The following is a 15,296-nucleotide window of genomic DNA, read 5'->3' as shown; positions in this document are numbered from 1 at the left end:
ATAAATGAAGCTGAATATAAAAGATACATTCAATACAAAATTACCTGGGGATCCTGTGCTGGAAAATACAAGGAGGCAGGTAACTAAAGCGTGTTTTTCTTATGTAACGCCAAAACAAACTGCAGCACCAGAATTGTTGCACGCATCTCCAGAAATGCTTAAAAATTTAGGGTTGTCTGAAGCCGATTCTAAAGGTGAAGCCTTTTTAAAGGTTTTTACCGGAAATAAAGTGTTGCCAAATACTAAACCTTATGCCATGTGTTATGGCGGCTATCAATTTGGTAATTGGGCAGGACAATTAGGCGATGGTCGTGCTATAAATTTATTTGAAGTACAACATAATAACCAAAATTGGCAAGTCCAATTAAAAGGTGCCGGTGAAACACCATATTCTAGAACAGCCGATGGTTTAGCTGTGTTACGCTCTTCGGTTAGAGAGTATTTATGTAGTGAAGCTATGTTCCATTTAGGCGTGCCAACAACTCGAGCCTTGTCCTTGTCCTTATCTGGCGATCAAGTATTACGCGACGTGTTGTATAATGGTAATTCGGCCTACGAGAAAGGCGCCATTGTTTGCAGAACAGCAGAAACTTTTTTGCGTTTTGGAAGCTATCAAATTTTTGCAGCTAGACAAGACAACAAGACGCTTAAAACCTTGGTAGATTATACTGTAAAACAGCATTTTTCACATTTAGGTACACCATCAAAAGACACCTATTTAGCCTTTTTTCAAGAAGTTTCAGAGCGCACTTTAGATATGATTATTCATTGGCAACGCGTTGGTTTTGTTCATGGTGTTATGAATACCGATAATATGTCTATACTTGGTTTAACCATCGATTACGGACCATATGGCTGGTTAGAAGGTTATGATTATGGTTGGACACCCAACACTACCGATAGGCAACATAAGCGTTATCGTTTTGGTAATCAAGCTAATATTGGTTTGTGGAATTTAATTCAGCTGGCAAACGCTATATATCCTTTAATTGATGAAGCCGAACCTTTAGAAGCTATTTTAAATCAGTACAAAATAGATTTTGAAGTGAAGCTGCTTAATATGATGCGCACTAAATTAGGTCTGCAAAAAGAAGATGAAAACGACCAAAAATTAATTTTGGAATTGGAAGATATCTTGCATCAAACAGAAACCGATATGACGATTTTCTTCAGAAATTTAAGTAATTTTAAAAAGGAAAATCCTTTGGAAGGTATTCAAGTTATTACCGAAGCATTTTATAAGCCTGAAGCGATTGAAGGCGATTTAAAAAGCCGATGGCTTAAATGGTTTGAAAGTTATGCAAAACGGTTAGGTCTAGAAACGTTTTCCGACGAAGACAGAAGTAAAAAAATGAACAACGTTAACCCAAAATACGTTTTAAGAAATTATATGGCGCAGTTAGCTATTGATGATGCCGATAAGGGCGATTATACATTAATAGATCAATTGTTTAATATGCTAAAAGAGCCCTATAGTGAGCAGCCAGAATATCAACAATGGTTTGCTAAACGTCCGGAATGGGCACGACATAAAGTAGGCTGTTCCATGTTATCTTGTAGTTCATAATACATTAAAATAAAATAAAAAGTAATGAGTAGTTATAAAAAAGCATACATAGCAGGTGGCTGTTTTTGGGGAATGGAAGATTTATTTAGAACACGCCCAGGAATAAAAGATACCGAAGTTGGATATATTGGTGGAGAAAATGATAATCCTACCTATAAATACCATCCGGGTCATGCCGAAGGTATTGAGTTAACTTACAATCCTAACGAAACCTCTTTTAAAGCAATTTTAGATTATTTTTTTAGAATTCACAATCCTACAACTATCGACAGACAAGGAAATGATAAAGGATCTAGTTACAGGTCGGCCATCTTTTTTCAAAATGAAGAGGAAAAAAAGGAAGCCGAAGAGATGATAAGCATTGTTAATGCGTCTGGTAAATGGGAAGATGATGTGGTTACAACTTTAGAGCCGTATTCAACCTTTTGGCAAGCAGAACCAGAACATCAAGATTATTTGGTTAGAATACCAAATGGCTATACCTGTCATTTTGAAAGGTTTCAGGAGTCTTTTATATAACCAATTTAGTAGGCCTGCGGTATAAATTATTAGTTTGGAAACCTTACAACAAATAGCTTTAGGAGGCGGATGCCATTGGTGTACCGAGGCGGTGTTTCAGTCGTTAAGTGGTGTGTTAAAAGTAGAACAAGGTTTTGTGGCTTCAACAGGAAACAATAATACGTTTTCCGAAGCTGTAATCGTTCATTTTAATCCGGAAATAATTCCGCTTAAAAGTTTAATTGAAATTCATTTGCATACGCACAAAAGTACCTCTAGTCACTCAATGCGAAATAAATACCGTTCGGCAATTTATGTGTTTTCAGAAGAACAAAAAGAAGCGTCGAAACTAATAATAAAAGGGTTTCAAAGTCAATTTGAAAATCAATTAATAACGGAGGTTTTACCTTTTGCATCGTTTAAAGCATCAAGAGCGCAAATTCTAAACTACTATTACAGTAATCCAGAAAAGCCATTTTGTGAAACCTTTATTAATCCGAAGTTAAAAATGCTTTTAAGTAAGTTTTCAAAATACACAAATCAAGAACGATTAAAACATATAAAAAATGAGTAGTAAAAAGCTGAATATAACAAATAAAAAAGGGTATAAGTTACAGGCATTTTTAGAGTTACCTGCCAACCAAAAGCCGCAGCATTACGCTATTTTTGCACATTGTTTTACATGTAGCAGTACACTAAGTGCGGTTAGGAATATAAGTAGGTCGTTAACCGGTCATGGTTTTGGTGTATTGCGTTTCGATTTTACCGGATTAGGCAGAAGTGAAGGCGAATTTGCCGAGAGTCATTTTTCTGCAAATGTAGACGACTTATTAGCGGTTAACGCGTATTTAAAAACAAACTACCAAGCGCCAAGTCTTTTAGTTGGGCATTCTTTAGGAGGTGCAGCAGTAATAGTGGCGGCTTCAAAACTAGACAATATAAAAGCGGTAGCAACTGTTGGTGCGCCAGCAACGGCTAGCCATGTTACCCATTTGTTTTCTCATGATATTGATGAGGTAAAAGAAAAGGGAGAAGTTGAGGTAAATATTGGAGGACGACCATTTAAAATTAACGAAGCCTTTGTAAACGATTTTAGTAAAATTGATTTACCCGAAATAACAAAAAACTTGCGTAAACCAATATTAATCATGCATGCTCCATTTGATAGTATTGTGGGGATTGATAATGCACATAAATTATATCATGATGCCCACCATCCAAAAAGTTTTGTGAGTTTAGATGGCGCAGATCATTTATTATCCAACGCTAAGGATAGTAGGTATGTAGGTAACATAATTGGTACCTGGGTGCAACGCTATTTTGTGCAAGAAGATCATAGTATGTTAGATACCAAAGGCGAGCAATTAGTGGCGCATTTAAACCTAGTTGAGGATAACTTTACAACGTCTATACAAACTAAAAAGCATAGTTTTATTGCCGATGAGCCCGAGCATGTTGGTGGTGACGATTTTGGACCATCGCCTTACGAGTTTTTAAGTGCAGGATTAGCAGCCTGTACCGTAATGACGCTAAAAATGTATGCGCAGCGTAAAAAATGGGATTTGCAGGAGGTGTATGTGTATATTACTTATTCTAAAAAACATAGCGACGATTTAATGCTGGACCTAGATAAGCCAAAACAAATAGATCATTTACAAAAAAGATTAAAATTTGTTGGTAATTTAGACGAAAAACAAAAGGCACGTTTAAAAGAAATAGCGGCAAAATGTCCTGTTCATAAAACATTAACTAGCGATACCGTGATTGAAACCGAAGTTATAGCGTAATGGAACACAGTTTAAAAACAAAAATAGGTTTAGGTTTAGCAGCGTTGGGCAGACCCGAGTATATTAATATTAGGCCAACACGTTTAAACGATAAAACACAAGAAACCTTTAAAAATAATGCCCTTTCGGTTTTAGATGAAGCGTATCATTTAGGTGTGCGTTATTTTGATACGGCACCTTCTTATGGCAACGGCGAAGCTTTTTTAAAGGAATGGGACGCTAATAAAAAGTACCCGGATGCTATTTTAGGAACAAAATGGGGATATACTTATGTGGCTAATTGGGAACTTGGTTACAATGGTAAGCATGAAATTAAAGAACACTCGCTAGAAAAATTAGTGGAGCAATGGCAAGTTTCAAAACACATGATGCCTAATTTAAAATACTATCAAATACATTCGGCAACGTTTGATAGTGGCGTTCTAGAAAATCAAGCTGTTTTAAATAAGTTACATCAAATACAAAAGGAAACAGGCTTAAAAATAGGCATAACAACCAGTGGCGCAAACCAAAAAGAGGTTATTGAGGCGGCTTTAAAAGTTAAGATTAACGATAATTGTTTGTTTGATAGTTTTCAAGTTACTTATAATGTGTTTGAGCAGTCTACGTTTTCAGTTTTAAAAACGGTTTTAAATTTAGATAAAACGGTTATTATAAAGGAGGCTTTAGCAAATGGACGGGTTTTTAAGAATGAAGCATTTCAGCATTATACAACCGCCTATACTATTTTAGAAGCCTTATCTTTAAAATATAACGTAGGGGTTGATGCTATTGCATTGCGTTTTGTTATGGATAATTTACAACCTACTTATGTGTTAAGTGGTGCCTCTAATAAAACGCAGCTAACACAAAATTTAAAAGCTTTAGATTTTAGTTTTACTAAAGCAGAATTGCAAGAACTTCAAGGTTTAACAGGATCTTCTAACAACTATTGGGACGAACGAAGTGCATTGCTTTGGAACTAAATAAAATTATTAAATGAATTTAACTAAAATGAAATTTTCAAAAATAGCTTTACTATTTGTTATCATTACCTTTTTAAATGCGTGTGCTACTTATAAAACCCAGTATAACAATTTGGATACTAGTTTTAGTTTTCCGGACAAGGAAATAGCGCATTCCTTTTATTTAATTGGCGATGGTGGTAATTCGCCAATTGGTTCTGTATCTCAAGGTGTGCAGGCCTTTAAAGCCGAATTGGACAAAGCACATAAAAATAGTACAGCTATTTTTTTAGGTGATAATATCTATCCTAAAGGGCTTCCAGACGAAAAGGATAAGAGACGCGCATTTGCAGAATATCAATTAAAAGTTCAAACCGAGGCTGTAAAAGATTTTAAAGGCGAAACTATTTTTATACCTGGTAATCACGATTGGTATAGCCAAGGTCTTATAGGGTTAAAACGACAAGAAAAATATATTGAAGACGCTTTAGGAAAAAACACATTTTTACCCGAAGATGGTTGCCCTTTAGAAAAAGTTGAAATCTCTGAAGATATTGTTATGATTATTGTTGATACCGAATGGTATTTAACCAATTGGGATAAACACCCAACTATAAATGATGACTGCGAAATTAAATCGCGATTTAAGTTTTTTGAAGAGTTTGAAAGCCTAGTTAAAAAAGCACGAGGTAAAACCACAATTATCGCCATGCATCACCCTATGTTTACAAATGGACCGCATGGTGGTAAGTACGATTTTAATTCGCATTTAAAACCTTTTCCTATTTTAGGGTCGCTTAAAAATTTAATACGAAAAACGAGTGGGTTATCTCCGGCCGATGTGCAATATAAAAATTATAATGCCTTTAAAAAACGTATTGTAACCCTTGCGCAAGAAAACGATAAAACCGTTTTTGTGTCTGGGCACGAGCATAGTTTACAATATTTAGTACACGATAATTTACCTCAAATTATTAGTGGTGCAGGATCTAAATCTACAGCAACTCGAAATGTAGTTGATGCGTTTTCTTCAAGCGATCCCGGTTATGCACGTTTTGATGTTTTTACCGATGGGTCATCAGCTGTTAGATTTTACTCAGCTAAAAGCGACAAGGTTCTTTTTCAAACTAAAGTATTTTCAGAAGATAAAAAAGAATATAATCATGATTTTAAGCCTTTTCCTAACGAGATGGTAGCATCTGTGTATTCTGAAGAGGAGGTCGCTAAAACAGGTTTTCATAAATACATTTGGGGCGATCGTTACAGGTCGTATTATGGTACAAAAGTAAAAGTGCCAACTGTAAATCTAGATACTATATTTGGTGGTTTAGAGCCTTATAGAAAAGGTGGTGGACATCAATCAAAATCATTGCAATTAATAAATAAAGAAGACAAGCGCTATGTTATGCGTGCCATAAGAAAAAGTGCCACGGTATATTTACAAGCTATGGCGTTTAAGGATCAATATATTGAAGGGCAGTTTGAAGGTACAATTACCGAAGATTTATTATTAGATTTTTATACAGGTTCCCATCCTTACGCACCATTTGTAACAGGAGGTTTGTCTGATGCTGTTAATCTTTATCATACTAATCCTGTGTTATACTATGTGCCAAAACAAAAAGCTTTAGAGGGTTTTAATGAAGATTTTGGAGACGAATTATATATGATAGAAGAACATGTTTCCGATGGACATGGCGATATTAAAAGCTTTGGAAATGCTAATAAGATTGAGAGTACCGACGATCTAATTAAAAACCTAAGAAAGGATGAGAAATACGTCGTAGATCAAACGATGTTTTTAAGAGCCCGTTTATTCGATATGGTTATTGGCGATTGGGATAGACATGTCGATCAATGGAGATGGGCAGAGTTTGAGGAAGATGATAAAGTGGTTTATAGACCCATTCCTAGAGATAGAGATCAAGCCTTTTCTGTAATGGGCGATGGCGCTTTAATGAATGTAGCCACCAGAATTATCCCAACTTTAAAGTTAATGGAAGGGTTTAACTATGATATTAGAAATGTAAAAGGCTTTAACTCCAGTCCTTTTTCTTTAGATATGATGTTGCTAAATGAAACCACACGAAAAGATTGGGAAGAGCAGGTAGCCTATTTGCAAAAAAGTTTAACGGACAATGTTTTGGATAACGCGTTTAAAGCCTTTCCTAAAGAGGTTCAAGACGAAACAGTGGATAACATAAAAGAGGTTATAAAAGCACGACTTGAAAACCTTCCAGAATCTGCAGATGCCTATTACAATGCGTTAATTAAAATACCTTTAATACGAGGAACCGATAAAGATGATTTTTTTGAAATTGAACGCTTTCCAAACGGAAATACCAAAGTAACCGTAAGCCGTATTAAGGATGGCGAAAAGGGAATTGTAATACATGAGCAAACGTATAACAAAACGCATACAAAGGAGATTTGGCTGTATGGTTTGGATGATGACGATGTGTTTAGAGTTTCCGGTAAAGGCGATAAGCTTATTAAGTTAAGACTAGTTGGAAATCAAAATAACGATACGTATACCATCGAAAATGGTAAAAAAGTTATGATGTACGATTTTAAATCAAAGAAAAATCAATTTACAACCAATAAAGGAAGCAAACGTTTAGTAGATGATTATGATACTAATGTTTATAATTACACCACCGCTAAGTTTAGTACCAATCAATTTACACCGGTATTAGGAGCAAATCCGGATGATGGTTTTAAACTCGGTTTTTTAAACGTGCTAACTAATTATGGTTTTGAGCGTAATCCTTTTAGCTCGCAACATAGCTTTTCGGGTGCTTATTATTTTGCTACTAGTGGATTTGATTTTGAGTATAATGGCGAATTTGCCAATATAGTAGGGCAATGGAATTTAGGCTTAAATGCTAAATTTACGAGCCCTAACTACGCCATAAATTTCTTTGGTTATGGTAATAGTACACCTAATTTAAATGTAGACGACGAGGATAATTTTAATTTAGATTACAATCGTGTAAAGTTAAGTACAATAAAATTTGCGCCTAGTTTAAACTGGCGTGGAAAATTTGGAGCCCATATTAAGTTAGGTGTTAGTTACGAATCTATAGAGGTAGAAGAAACTAACAATAGATTTATTAATGATTTTTACGTTGCAAACGGTGAAGAAAACCAAAAGGATTTTGTTGGTGTTGATGCGACATATAGTTTCCGAAATAAAGATAGCGAAGCATTTCCTACTTCGGGTATTCAAACCCAACTACAATTAGGGTACACCACTAATTTAGAAGATTCAAAAGGTTTTACGTATTTAATTCCAGAGCTAGGATTCGATTATAAAATATCTGCTAGTGGTCACTTAGTATTGGCAACGTTGGCAAAAGCCCATTTAATTTTTGGGGATAATTTCGAGTTTTATCAAGCGGCTAGTTTAGGAGCCAATAATGGACTTCGTGGTTTTAGAAACGAACGTTTTTCTGGTAAAAGATCATTTTATCAAAGTACAGATTTACGTTTAAATTTAAAAAAGTTTAAAACAGGATTACTGCCTTTAAATGTTGGTGTGTATACGGGTTTTGATTATGGTAGAGTTTGGGTAGATAACAATCTTGTTTTTAATAATACGTTTAACGCAAACAGATGGAATACCTCAATAGGTGGTGGGGTTTTTGCAAATGCCGCCGATGTAGTTACATTTAACTTATCTGCTTTTAATAGCGATGATGGTTTACGTTTTGCGTTTAAAGTTGGTTTTGGTTTTTAAGCTGAAAATGGTGTAATTTTATAAGGATAATTTCGACTAAAATATCAAGAAATTGTAATTTATGAAAAGTAGTTTTAAAGATATAATAACTTCGGAAGACGTTGTTTTAGTAGATTTTTTTGGAACATGGTGTGGGCCTTGTCAAGCGCTTATGCCTATTTTAAAAGATGTTAAGGCGCAGTTAGGCGACGCTGTAAAAATAGTAAAAGTGGATATTGATAAAAATCAAGAATTGGCTACAAAATACCAAGTGCGTAGCGTACCAACCATGATTTTGTTTAAAGGTGGTGTTCCTAAATGGAGGCAATCTGGTGTGTTACAAAAAAGTGACATTGTAAATGTAATAGAGACCCATAGCTAATTAAACTTTTAAGCTTAATTTAAGCTAAAGCTATATAAGTTTCCGCCGGCACCATGGGCTTTTTCATCGGTTATTAAAAGCGTATTGTTGTCGGTAAAACAAACACCTTCCTTTTGCGAGTCGAAAGTAAAATCATAGCGCTTAACGTCTCCTGTAAAAAAATCATCTGAGGTAAAATTAGAAAAAACAATAGCCGCCATTGGAGAAAGTAGCACCACGTGTTTACCATCATCACTAATATCTGCCGAGGTAATCCAACAACCAGAATCGTCGCAAGAGTTAAATGAATTGATGTATTCTGCAACATGGTGTCCTGGAGTTGCTGGTATTTTGTATAAATCTGTTTTTCCAAAATTACCACGAACCCTGCTCTTGGTAAACAGGTATAAGCTGTTGTTGTAGTAAAAAAACGATTCGCAATCAAAAAACATCTGTTTCTTTTTGGGCGGGAATTTATCTTGTTTTGGGTATTTAAACGATATGCGTTCTATATCAATTTTACCGTCCTTATCTAAATCTTCGCCATTAACTTTCAATATTGTAAGATTTGTTCTTTTGTTTTGATTATTTCCAAAATCTCCAATGTAAATGTTTCCTACATGATCTGATGCTAAATCTTCCCAATCGTGGTTTTTAGCATTAATTTTTAATTCTTTTTCAATTTTTCCTTTTTTATTTATGCCGTAAATTCTAGCTTTGTTGCCACTATCATTTAACATCCAGATTAAATTGGTCTGTTGGGTAGTTTCGGTTCCGGAAACCTCGTTTAGGGTTTTAGGAAGATCTGTGATAATATTTAGTTTACCGGTATCACAGCTAGAAATAATCAGGAAAAATAGAATTAGAAGTTTATTCATTTTAGGTAGTCAAAATTTATAGTGGTAAATTTACACACATATTTTTGATATTATAAGGTATTGATTAATTTAAAGTAAGATATGACCACAGTTAACGACTTATTAAAACTTTTAGTATTAGAGAAAATAGGCGATAACGAATTTAACGGGGTTAGCAAAACTATTGGAAGTCCAATTGTATTTGGTGGGCAGGTTTTGGCTCAAGCTATAAATGCGGCAAGTCGTACTATTACAAATCAAAGAGTTTTACATTCTATGCATGCTTATTTTTTAGAGGCAGGCGATTTAGAACTCCCAATAACCTATAATGTAAGTATTGTTAGAGACGGCGGAAGTTTTTCGGTAAGACGTGTAACGGCACATCAAAAGGATACAACTATTTTTATTTTATCGGCATCTTTTCATAAAAAAGAGGCAGGGTATAATCATCAAATTGAATTAAAACCCAACATAAAACAACCAGAAGAGTTATTAAGTTGGACGGATATGTATGAGAAATATGGCGAAAATTTACCTAAAGGCATACAATCTTTTTTGTCAATTAAACGCCCTATTGAATTTAAACCAACGACCTTTGTAAACCCATTAGATCAAAAGGATTTACCACCAAATTACGATGTGTGGTTTAAATTAAAAGGAGATGTTAAGGGGCTTGATTTGGCAACAAAACAGCAAATTTTAACGTATATATCAGATTACAATATTTTAACAGCAACATTAAACCCGCATGCTAGTAAAGCGCATTGGGGTAATACAATAACTGCCAGCTTAGATCACTCCATGTGGTTTTTTAGAGAATTCGATTTTTCAGACTGGATGCTTTATACTATGGAATCTCCAAGTGCCTCGAGCGCAAGGGGATTTGCAAGAGGAAATATTTTTACTAGAGATGGTAAATTAATAGCCACAGTGGCTCAAGAAGGATTAATAAGACCTATTAAAAATGACAAGTAATATTTTAAAAATCGGACATAGAGGGGCCAAAGGGCATTTAACCGAAAACACTTTAGAATCTATTAAAAAAGGCTTAAGCTTAAAGGTTGATGGCATTGAAATAGATGTACATCGTTGTGCTTCCGGACAGTTGGTTGTTTTTCATGATTTTACTGTCGATAGAATTACCGATGGTACGGGAGAGGTCGCTAAACATTCGCTTAACGCTTTAAAAAAACTTAAAACTAAGGGGACTTATCAAATTCCATCTTTAGCAGAAGTTTTAGCGTTTGTAGATAATAAGTGCTTGTTAAATATAGAGCTTAAAGGTCAAGATACAGCCAAGGAAGCGGCCAGAATTATTACCTTTTATGTAGATAAAAAAGGTTGGGATTATAGTAATATTTTAGTGTCTAGTTTTCAAGAAGATTTACTAAAAGAGGTTTACGATATAAACGATAAAATTCCTTTAGGTGTGCTTACAGATAGAAACCTAAATAGAGCTGTTACTTTTGCTAAAACCATAAAGGCAGTTAGTATTCATGCCGATTATACTATGTTAACAGAAGAGATTGTTGCAGAATTAAAAGAAGAATTTAAAGTATTTGCGTTTACGGTAAATAACTTAAAACCTTTAGAGCGTATAAAATCTTATGGGGTTGATGGTATAATTTCTGATTATCCAGATAGAATATGACGTTTAAAGACGTTATTGTAGTAGGTGGTGGCGCTGCAGGTTTTTTTGCAGCCATTAATATTGCAGAACAAAATCCAAATTTAAAAGTTGCCATTTTAGAGCGTAGTAAAGAGGGTTTAGCAAAAGTTAAAGTTTCTGGTGGTGGACGCTGTAATGTAACACATGCCGAATTTATTCCTAAAGAATTAACTCAAAACTATCCGCGAGGCGAAAAAGAACTTTTAGGGCCGTTTCACCAGTTTATGACGGGCGATACTATCGAGTGGTTTGAAAAACGTGGTGTCGAACTTAAAATAGAGGATGATGGTAGAATGTTTCCGGTATCCAATTCATCGCAAACCATTATCGATTGTTTTTTACATGAAGCCGAAAAGCATCGGGTTGAGGTATTATACAGTCATATTGTAAAAGCTATTAATCCGCAAGACCAACAATTTAAAATTCAAACCTCTCAAGGCGATTTTATAACCAATATGGTGTTAATAGCTACTGGTAGTAATCCTAAAATTTGGAATCTTTTAGAGTCTTTAGGGCATACCATTTCGCAACCAGTACCTTCATTATTTACATTTAATATAAAGGATGAGCGTATACAGGATATTCCGGGTGTGGTGGCTCAAGATGTTGAGGTAAAGGTTTTAGATACTAATTTGTGGAGCGAAGGCCCTTTGTTAATTACGCATTGGGGTATGAGCGCGCCTTCTATTTTAAAACTATCGGCATTTGGAGCTTTAGAATTAGCAAAACGAGATTATAAATTTCAAATAGAAATTAATTTTATAAGGCAAACGTTTAATGACTGTTTAGAGGTTTTAAAAACGCTTAAGCAAGATTTAGCAAAAAAAACGGTGTTTAAGTCTACACAATTTGATATTCCTAAGCGACTATGGCATAAGTTGGTATTGGCTTCGGGTATGGACATAGAAACCCGTTGGGCCGATTTAAATAAAGCAAAATTAGAGAATTTAGCAGGTCAGTTAACCCAAGCTGTTTTTATGGTAGATGGAAAAAGCACTTTTAAAGAAGAGTTTGTTACCGCAGGAGGTGTTAATCTTAAAGAAATTGATTTTAAAACCTTTGAAAGCAAACGTGTTAAAAACTTATATTTTGCAGGCGAGGTTATAAATGTAGACGCTATTACTGGCGGTTTTAATTTTCAAAATGCATGGACAGGTGCTTACATTGCTGCAAAAAGTATTGCACAATAGGTGTTCTAGTTTCACTATTCTTATTAAACCAAAATAATGAATACATACATCGCGCTTTTAAGAGGTATAAACGTTAGTGGGAAGCATAAAATCCCAATGGCAGAACTAAGAGGTTTACTGCTAAAAGAAGGCTTGGTAAATGTGCAAACTTATATACAAACTGGCAATGTGATTTTTCAATCTTCAGAAGGAGAAGAAGCAAGTTTAGAAACCACAATTTATAATGCTATTAAATCTCATTTTGGGTTTGAAGTGCCGATTTTAGTGCTAACTCCAAAAGAATTGCAATACGTTTTTGATAGTTGCCCGTTTTTAGAAGAGCAGAAAGAAAAAAGTTATTTCATGTTGCTGTATAGTAAGCCCGATGCAAAACTAGTAGAGGATGTTTCAAAATTATCGTTTCCAAATGAAACTTTTTATATAATTAATAAGGTTGTCTATTTGTACAGTTCTGTGGGTTATGGGAAGGCTAAATGCAGTAATAATTTTTTCGAACGAAAATTAAAAATTACAGCTACAGCAAGAAATTATAAAACTATGGTAAAGTTATTATCTTTGTCAGCTGATAATTAATTTATGGTAGAAGAACATTTCATTCCAAAAAAATATACAAATTCAATTGACAACGGAAGTTTTACCTGGTCGTCACCAAGTAATATCGCGTTAGTTAAATACTGGGGTAAAAAGGAACATCAAATTCCAGAAAACCCTTCTATAAGTTTTACCCTAAACCATTGTAAAACCACAACAAAAGTTAGCTTTTCTAAAAAAGAGGATGCTAGTGGTTTTTCGTTTGATGTGTTTTTAGATAATGAGAAAAAGGACGATTTTAAACCAAAAATTGAAACCTTTTTTAAACGTATAGACGTTTATTTACCATTTTTAAAAGATTATCATTTTAAAATAGAAACCACAAATACGTTTCCGCATAGTTCTGGTATAGCGTCTTCGGCATCGGGCATGAGCGCTTTGGCCTTGTGTTTAATGAGTATTGAAGAGGAATTAAGTCTAGATATTTCAAAAGAAGATTTTACTAAAAAAGCATCGTTTTTAGCACGTTTAGGTTCAGGAAGCGCATGCAGAAGTTTGGAAGGCGATTTGGTTGTTTGGGGAAAGCATGATGCTATTACAGGAAGTTCAAATCTATATGGTGTAAAATATCCGTATCAAGTCCATTCAAAATTTAAAAACTATCAAGACACTATTTTGTTGGTCGATAAAGGCGAAAAGCAGGTAAGCAGTACTATTGGTCATAATTTAATGCATGGTCACCCGTTTGCTCAAGAGCGTTTTAAACAGGCTCATACTAACCTTTCGTATATGATTTCTATTTTAAAGGAAGGCGATCTAGATGCATTTATAGCGCTTGTAGAAAGCGAAGCATTAACGCTTCATGCTATGATGATGACAAGTATGCCGTACTTTATTTTGATGAAACCCAATACCTTAGAAATTATTAATAAAATTTGGGAATATAGAAAGAGCACAGGATCAAAAATATGTTTTACTTTAGATGCTGGAGCAAATGTACATGTGCTGTACCCAGAGAATGAGGCTACTTCGGTGTTAGAATTCATTCAGAATGAATTAGTTGCATATTGTCAAAATGGACAGTATATTTGCGACGTTATTGGTTTGGGGGCTAGTAAAGTATAAAATGTAAAAATTTTTTTGTTTAAAAAAAACGTATATTTGTTAAACGCGTTACCCAAGCAAAGTATCTTTTATGAAAGGACCTCTATTTTATTCAAAAATTTTACTCTTCGGAGAGTACGGGATTATTAAGGATTCCAAAGGTTTATCTATTCCATATAGCTTCTATAATGGTGCTTTAAAGAAAGATGAAAATCCTTCTGAAACAGCTATCAAATCAAACGAAAGTTTAAAACGTTTTGCGGCTCACCTACAAGGTATAGATACTAGTATTGTACGTTTTGATAACGAGCGTTTACAAGCCGATGTAAATTCGGGTATGTATTTCGACTCTTCAATTCCGCAGGGTTACGGCGTTGGTAGTAGTGGTGCTTTAGTTGCTGCGCTTTACGACCAATATGCATTCGATAAAATTACAGTTCTAGAAAATTTAACTAGAGAGAAACTCTTAAAGTTAAAAACCATTTTTGCTTCTATGGAATCTTTTTTCCACGGAAAATCTTCTGGTTTAGATCCTTTAAATAGCTATTTAAGCATTCCAATTCTTATCAATTCTAAAGATAATATTGAAGCTACAGGCATTCCAGCACAACAAAGTTCTGGTAAAGGCGCTGTGTTTTTAATAGACAGCGGAATAATAGGAGAAACGGCACCAATGGTAAGCTTGTTTATGGAAAGCATGAAACAAGAAGGGTTCAGAAAAATGCTTAAAAATCAGTTTATAAAACATACCGATGCCTGCGTAGAAGACTTCTTAAAGGGCGATGTAAAATCCTTATTTTCTAACACTAAGCAATTATCAAAAGTAGTTTTAAGTCATTTTAAACCAATGATTCCAAAGCAATTTCATGAGTTATGGAAAAAAGGATTGGAAACTAACGACTATTACTTAAAACTATGTGGTTCTGGTGGTGGCGGCTACATCTTAGGTTTTACCGAAGATTTTCAAAAGGCAAAACAAGCCCTGTCAGACTATAAATTGGAAGTCGTTTATAACTTCTAGGCAATTTAAATTGTTATCCTGAGTTTGTTTATCAGGATGTTTTCATTTA

14 protein-coding genes are annotated in these 15,296 nt (G+C 34.6%); 13 read left to right on the top strand and 1 reads right to left on the bottom strand.

Annotation, left to right across the window (positions count from 1 at the left end; genetic code table 11):
- Positions 1-4 precede the first annotated feature (4 nt).
- From BMY96_RS01230 to trxA, 7 genes are all read left to right on the top strand, one after another.
- Positions 5-1,567, top strand: coding sequence for a protein adenylyltransferase SelO (locus BMY96_RS01230; RefSeq protein ID WP_092848037.1), 1,563 nt, complete (start codon positions 5-7; stop codon positions 1,565-1,567).
- Between the two features lie 24 nt (positions 1,568-1,591).
- The gene (gene msrA / locus BMY96_RS01225; protein WP_092848035.1) at positions 1,592-2,086 is read left to right on the top strand and encodes a peptide-methionine (S)-S-oxide reductase MsrA; all 495 of its coding nucleotides are present in this window, start codon (positions 1,592-1,594) and stop codon (positions 2,084-2,086) included.
- 34 nt (positions 2,087-2,120) lie between these two features.
- Positions 2,121-2,639, top strand: a complete 519-nt coding sequence (locus BMY96_RS01220; protein WP_092848033.1) for a peptide-methionine (S)-S-oxide reductase — start codon at positions 2,121-2,123, stop codon at positions 2,637-2,639.
- A complete protein-coding gene (locus tag BMY96_RS01215) occupies positions 2,632-3,852 on the top strand; it encodes a bifunctional alpha/beta hydrolase/OsmC family protein (RefSeq protein ID WP_092848030.1) in 1,221 nt (406 codons plus the stop codon). Before BMY96_RS01220 ends, BMY96_RS01215 begins: the two co-directional genes overlap by 8 nt.
- Positions 3,852-4,817: an aldo/keto reductase gene (locus tag BMY96_RS01210; protein ID WP_092848028.1), complete on the top strand. Its 966-nt coding sequence runs from the start codon at positions 3,852-3,854 to the stop codon at positions 4,815-4,817. Before BMY96_RS01215 ends, BMY96_RS01210 begins: the two co-directional genes overlap by 1 nt.
- A gap of 13 nt (positions 4,818-4,830) precedes the next feature.
- On the top strand, positions 4,831-8,535 hold the full coding sequence (locus BMY96_RS01205) for a metallophosphoesterase (protein ID WP_245750514.1): 3,705 nt from the start codon (positions 4,831-4,833) through the stop codon (positions 8,533-8,535).
- Between the two features lie 61 nt (positions 8,536-8,596).
- Positions 8,597-8,896 (top strand): thioredoxin, encoded by a 300-nt coding sequence (gene trxA / locus BMY96_RS01200; RefSeq protein WP_092848026.1) that lies wholly within the window; start codon positions 8,597-8,599, stop codon positions 8,894-8,896.
- Between the two features lie 14 nt (positions 8,897-8,910).
- Here trxA and BMY96_RS01195 read toward each other — a convergent pair whose 3' ends face one another.
- A complete protein-coding gene (locus BMY96_RS01195; protein ID WP_245750513.1) occupies positions 8,911-9,753 on the bottom strand; it encodes a hypothetical protein in 843 nt (280 codons plus the stop codon).
- An 81-nt stretch (positions 9,754-9,834) separates the two neighbouring features.
- Here BMY96_RS01195 and BMY96_RS01190 point away from each other — a divergent pair, with 81 nt between their 5' ends.
- From BMY96_RS01190 to BMY96_RS01165, 6 genes are all read left to right on the top strand, one after another.
- Entirely contained in the window at positions 9,835-10,707 is an 873-nt protein-coding gene (locus BMY96_RS01190) for an acyl-CoA thioesterase (RefSeq protein ID WP_092848023.1), read from the top strand.
- Positions 10,697-11,383 carry a glycerophosphodiester phosphodiesterase gene (locus BMY96_RS01185; protein WP_175473485.1) on the top strand — a complete coding sequence of 229 codons (687 nt, stop codon included), beginning with the start codon at positions 10,697-10,699 and terminating at the stop codon, positions 11,381-11,383. The genes BMY96_RS01190 and BMY96_RS01185 overlap by 11 nt, the downstream gene beginning before the upstream one ends.
- A complete protein-coding gene (locus BMY96_RS01180) occupies positions 11,380-12,591 on the top strand; it encodes a BaiN/RdsA family NAD(P)/FAD-dependent oxidoreductase (protein WP_092848021.1) in 1,212 nt (403 codons plus the stop codon). The genes BMY96_RS01185 and BMY96_RS01180 overlap by 4 nt, the downstream gene beginning before the upstream one ends.
- A 36-nt stretch (positions 12,592-12,627) precedes the next feature.
- Positions 12,628-13,164, top strand: coding sequence for a DUF1697 domain-containing protein (locus BMY96_RS01175; protein ID WP_092848018.1), 537 nt, complete (start codon positions 12,628-12,630; stop codon positions 13,162-13,164).
- Between the two features lie 3 nt (positions 13,165-13,167).
- Positions 13,168-14,247 (top strand): diphosphomevalonate decarboxylase, encoded by a 1,080-nt coding sequence (mvaD, locus tag BMY96_RS01170; RefSeq protein ID WP_092848016.1) that lies wholly within the window; start codon positions 13,168-13,170, stop codon positions 14,245-14,247.
- Positions 14,248-14,317: 70 nt separating this feature from the next.
- On the top strand, positions 14,318-15,247 hold the full coding sequence (locus BMY96_RS01165; protein ID WP_092848012.1) for a mevalonate kinase family protein: 930 nt from the start codon (positions 14,318-14,320) through the stop codon (positions 15,245-15,247).
- The last annotated feature ends 49 nt before the right edge of the window (positions 15,248-15,296 follow it).

Origin of the sequence: Algibacter pectinivorans (assembly GCF_900112595.1) — a bacterium.
GTDB lineage: Bacteria > Bacteroidota > Bacteroidia > Flavobacteriales > Flavobacteriaceae > Algibacter_B > Algibacter_B pectinivorans.
Note: the sequence above shows the minus strand (reverse complement) of the source record. Positions and strands in the feature narration are given on the sequence as shown.

Coding starts and splice junctions, on each gene's coding strand:
- BMY96_RS01230 (WP_092848037.1), top strand. CDS start 5: ATGAAGCTGAATATAAAAGATACATTCAATACAAAATTACCTGGGGAT.
- msrA (WP_092848035.1), top strand. CDS start 1,592: ATGAGTAGTTATAAAAAAGCATACATAGCAGGTGGCTGTTTTTGGGGA.
- BMY96_RS01215 (WP_092848030.1), top strand. CDS start 2,632: ATGAGTAGTAAAAAGCTGAATATAACAAATAAAAAAGGGTATAAGTTA.
- BMY96_RS01210 (WP_092848028.1), top strand. CDS start 3,852: ATGGAACACAGTTTAAAAACAAAAATAGGTTTAGGTTTAGCAGCGTTG.
- BMY96_RS01205 (WP_245750514.1), top strand. CDS start 4,831: ATGAATTTAACTAAAATGAAATTTTCAAAAATAGCTTTACTATTTGTT.
- trxA (WP_092848026.1), top strand. CDS start 8,597: ATGAAAAGTAGTTTTAAAGATATAATAACTTCGGAAGACGTTGTTTTA.
- BMY96_RS01195 (WP_245750513.1), bottom strand. CDS start 9,753: ATGAATAAACTTCTAATTCTATTTTTCCTGATTATTTCTAGCTGTGAT.
- BMY96_RS01190 (WP_092848023.1), top strand. CDS start 9,835: ATGACCACAGTTAACGACTTATTAAAACTTTTAGTATTAGAGAAAATA.
- BMY96_RS01185 (WP_175473485.1), top strand. CDS start 10,697: ATGACAAGTAATATTTTAAAAATCGGACATAGAGGGGCCAAAGGGCAT.
- BMY96_RS01180 (WP_092848021.1), top strand. CDS start 11,380: ATGACGTTTAAAGACGTTATTGTAGTAGGTGGTGGCGCTGCAGGTTTT.
- BMY96_RS01175 (WP_092848018.1), top strand. CDS start 12,628: ATGAATACATACATCGCGCTTTTAAGAGGTATAAACGTTAGTGGGAAG.
- mvaD (WP_092848016.1), top strand. CDS start 13,168: ATGGTAGAAGAACATTTCATTCCAAAAAAATATACAAATTCAATTGAC.
- BMY96_RS01165 (WP_092848012.1), top strand. CDS start 14,318: ATGAAAGGACCTCTATTTTATTCAAAAATTTTACTCTTCGGAGAGTAC.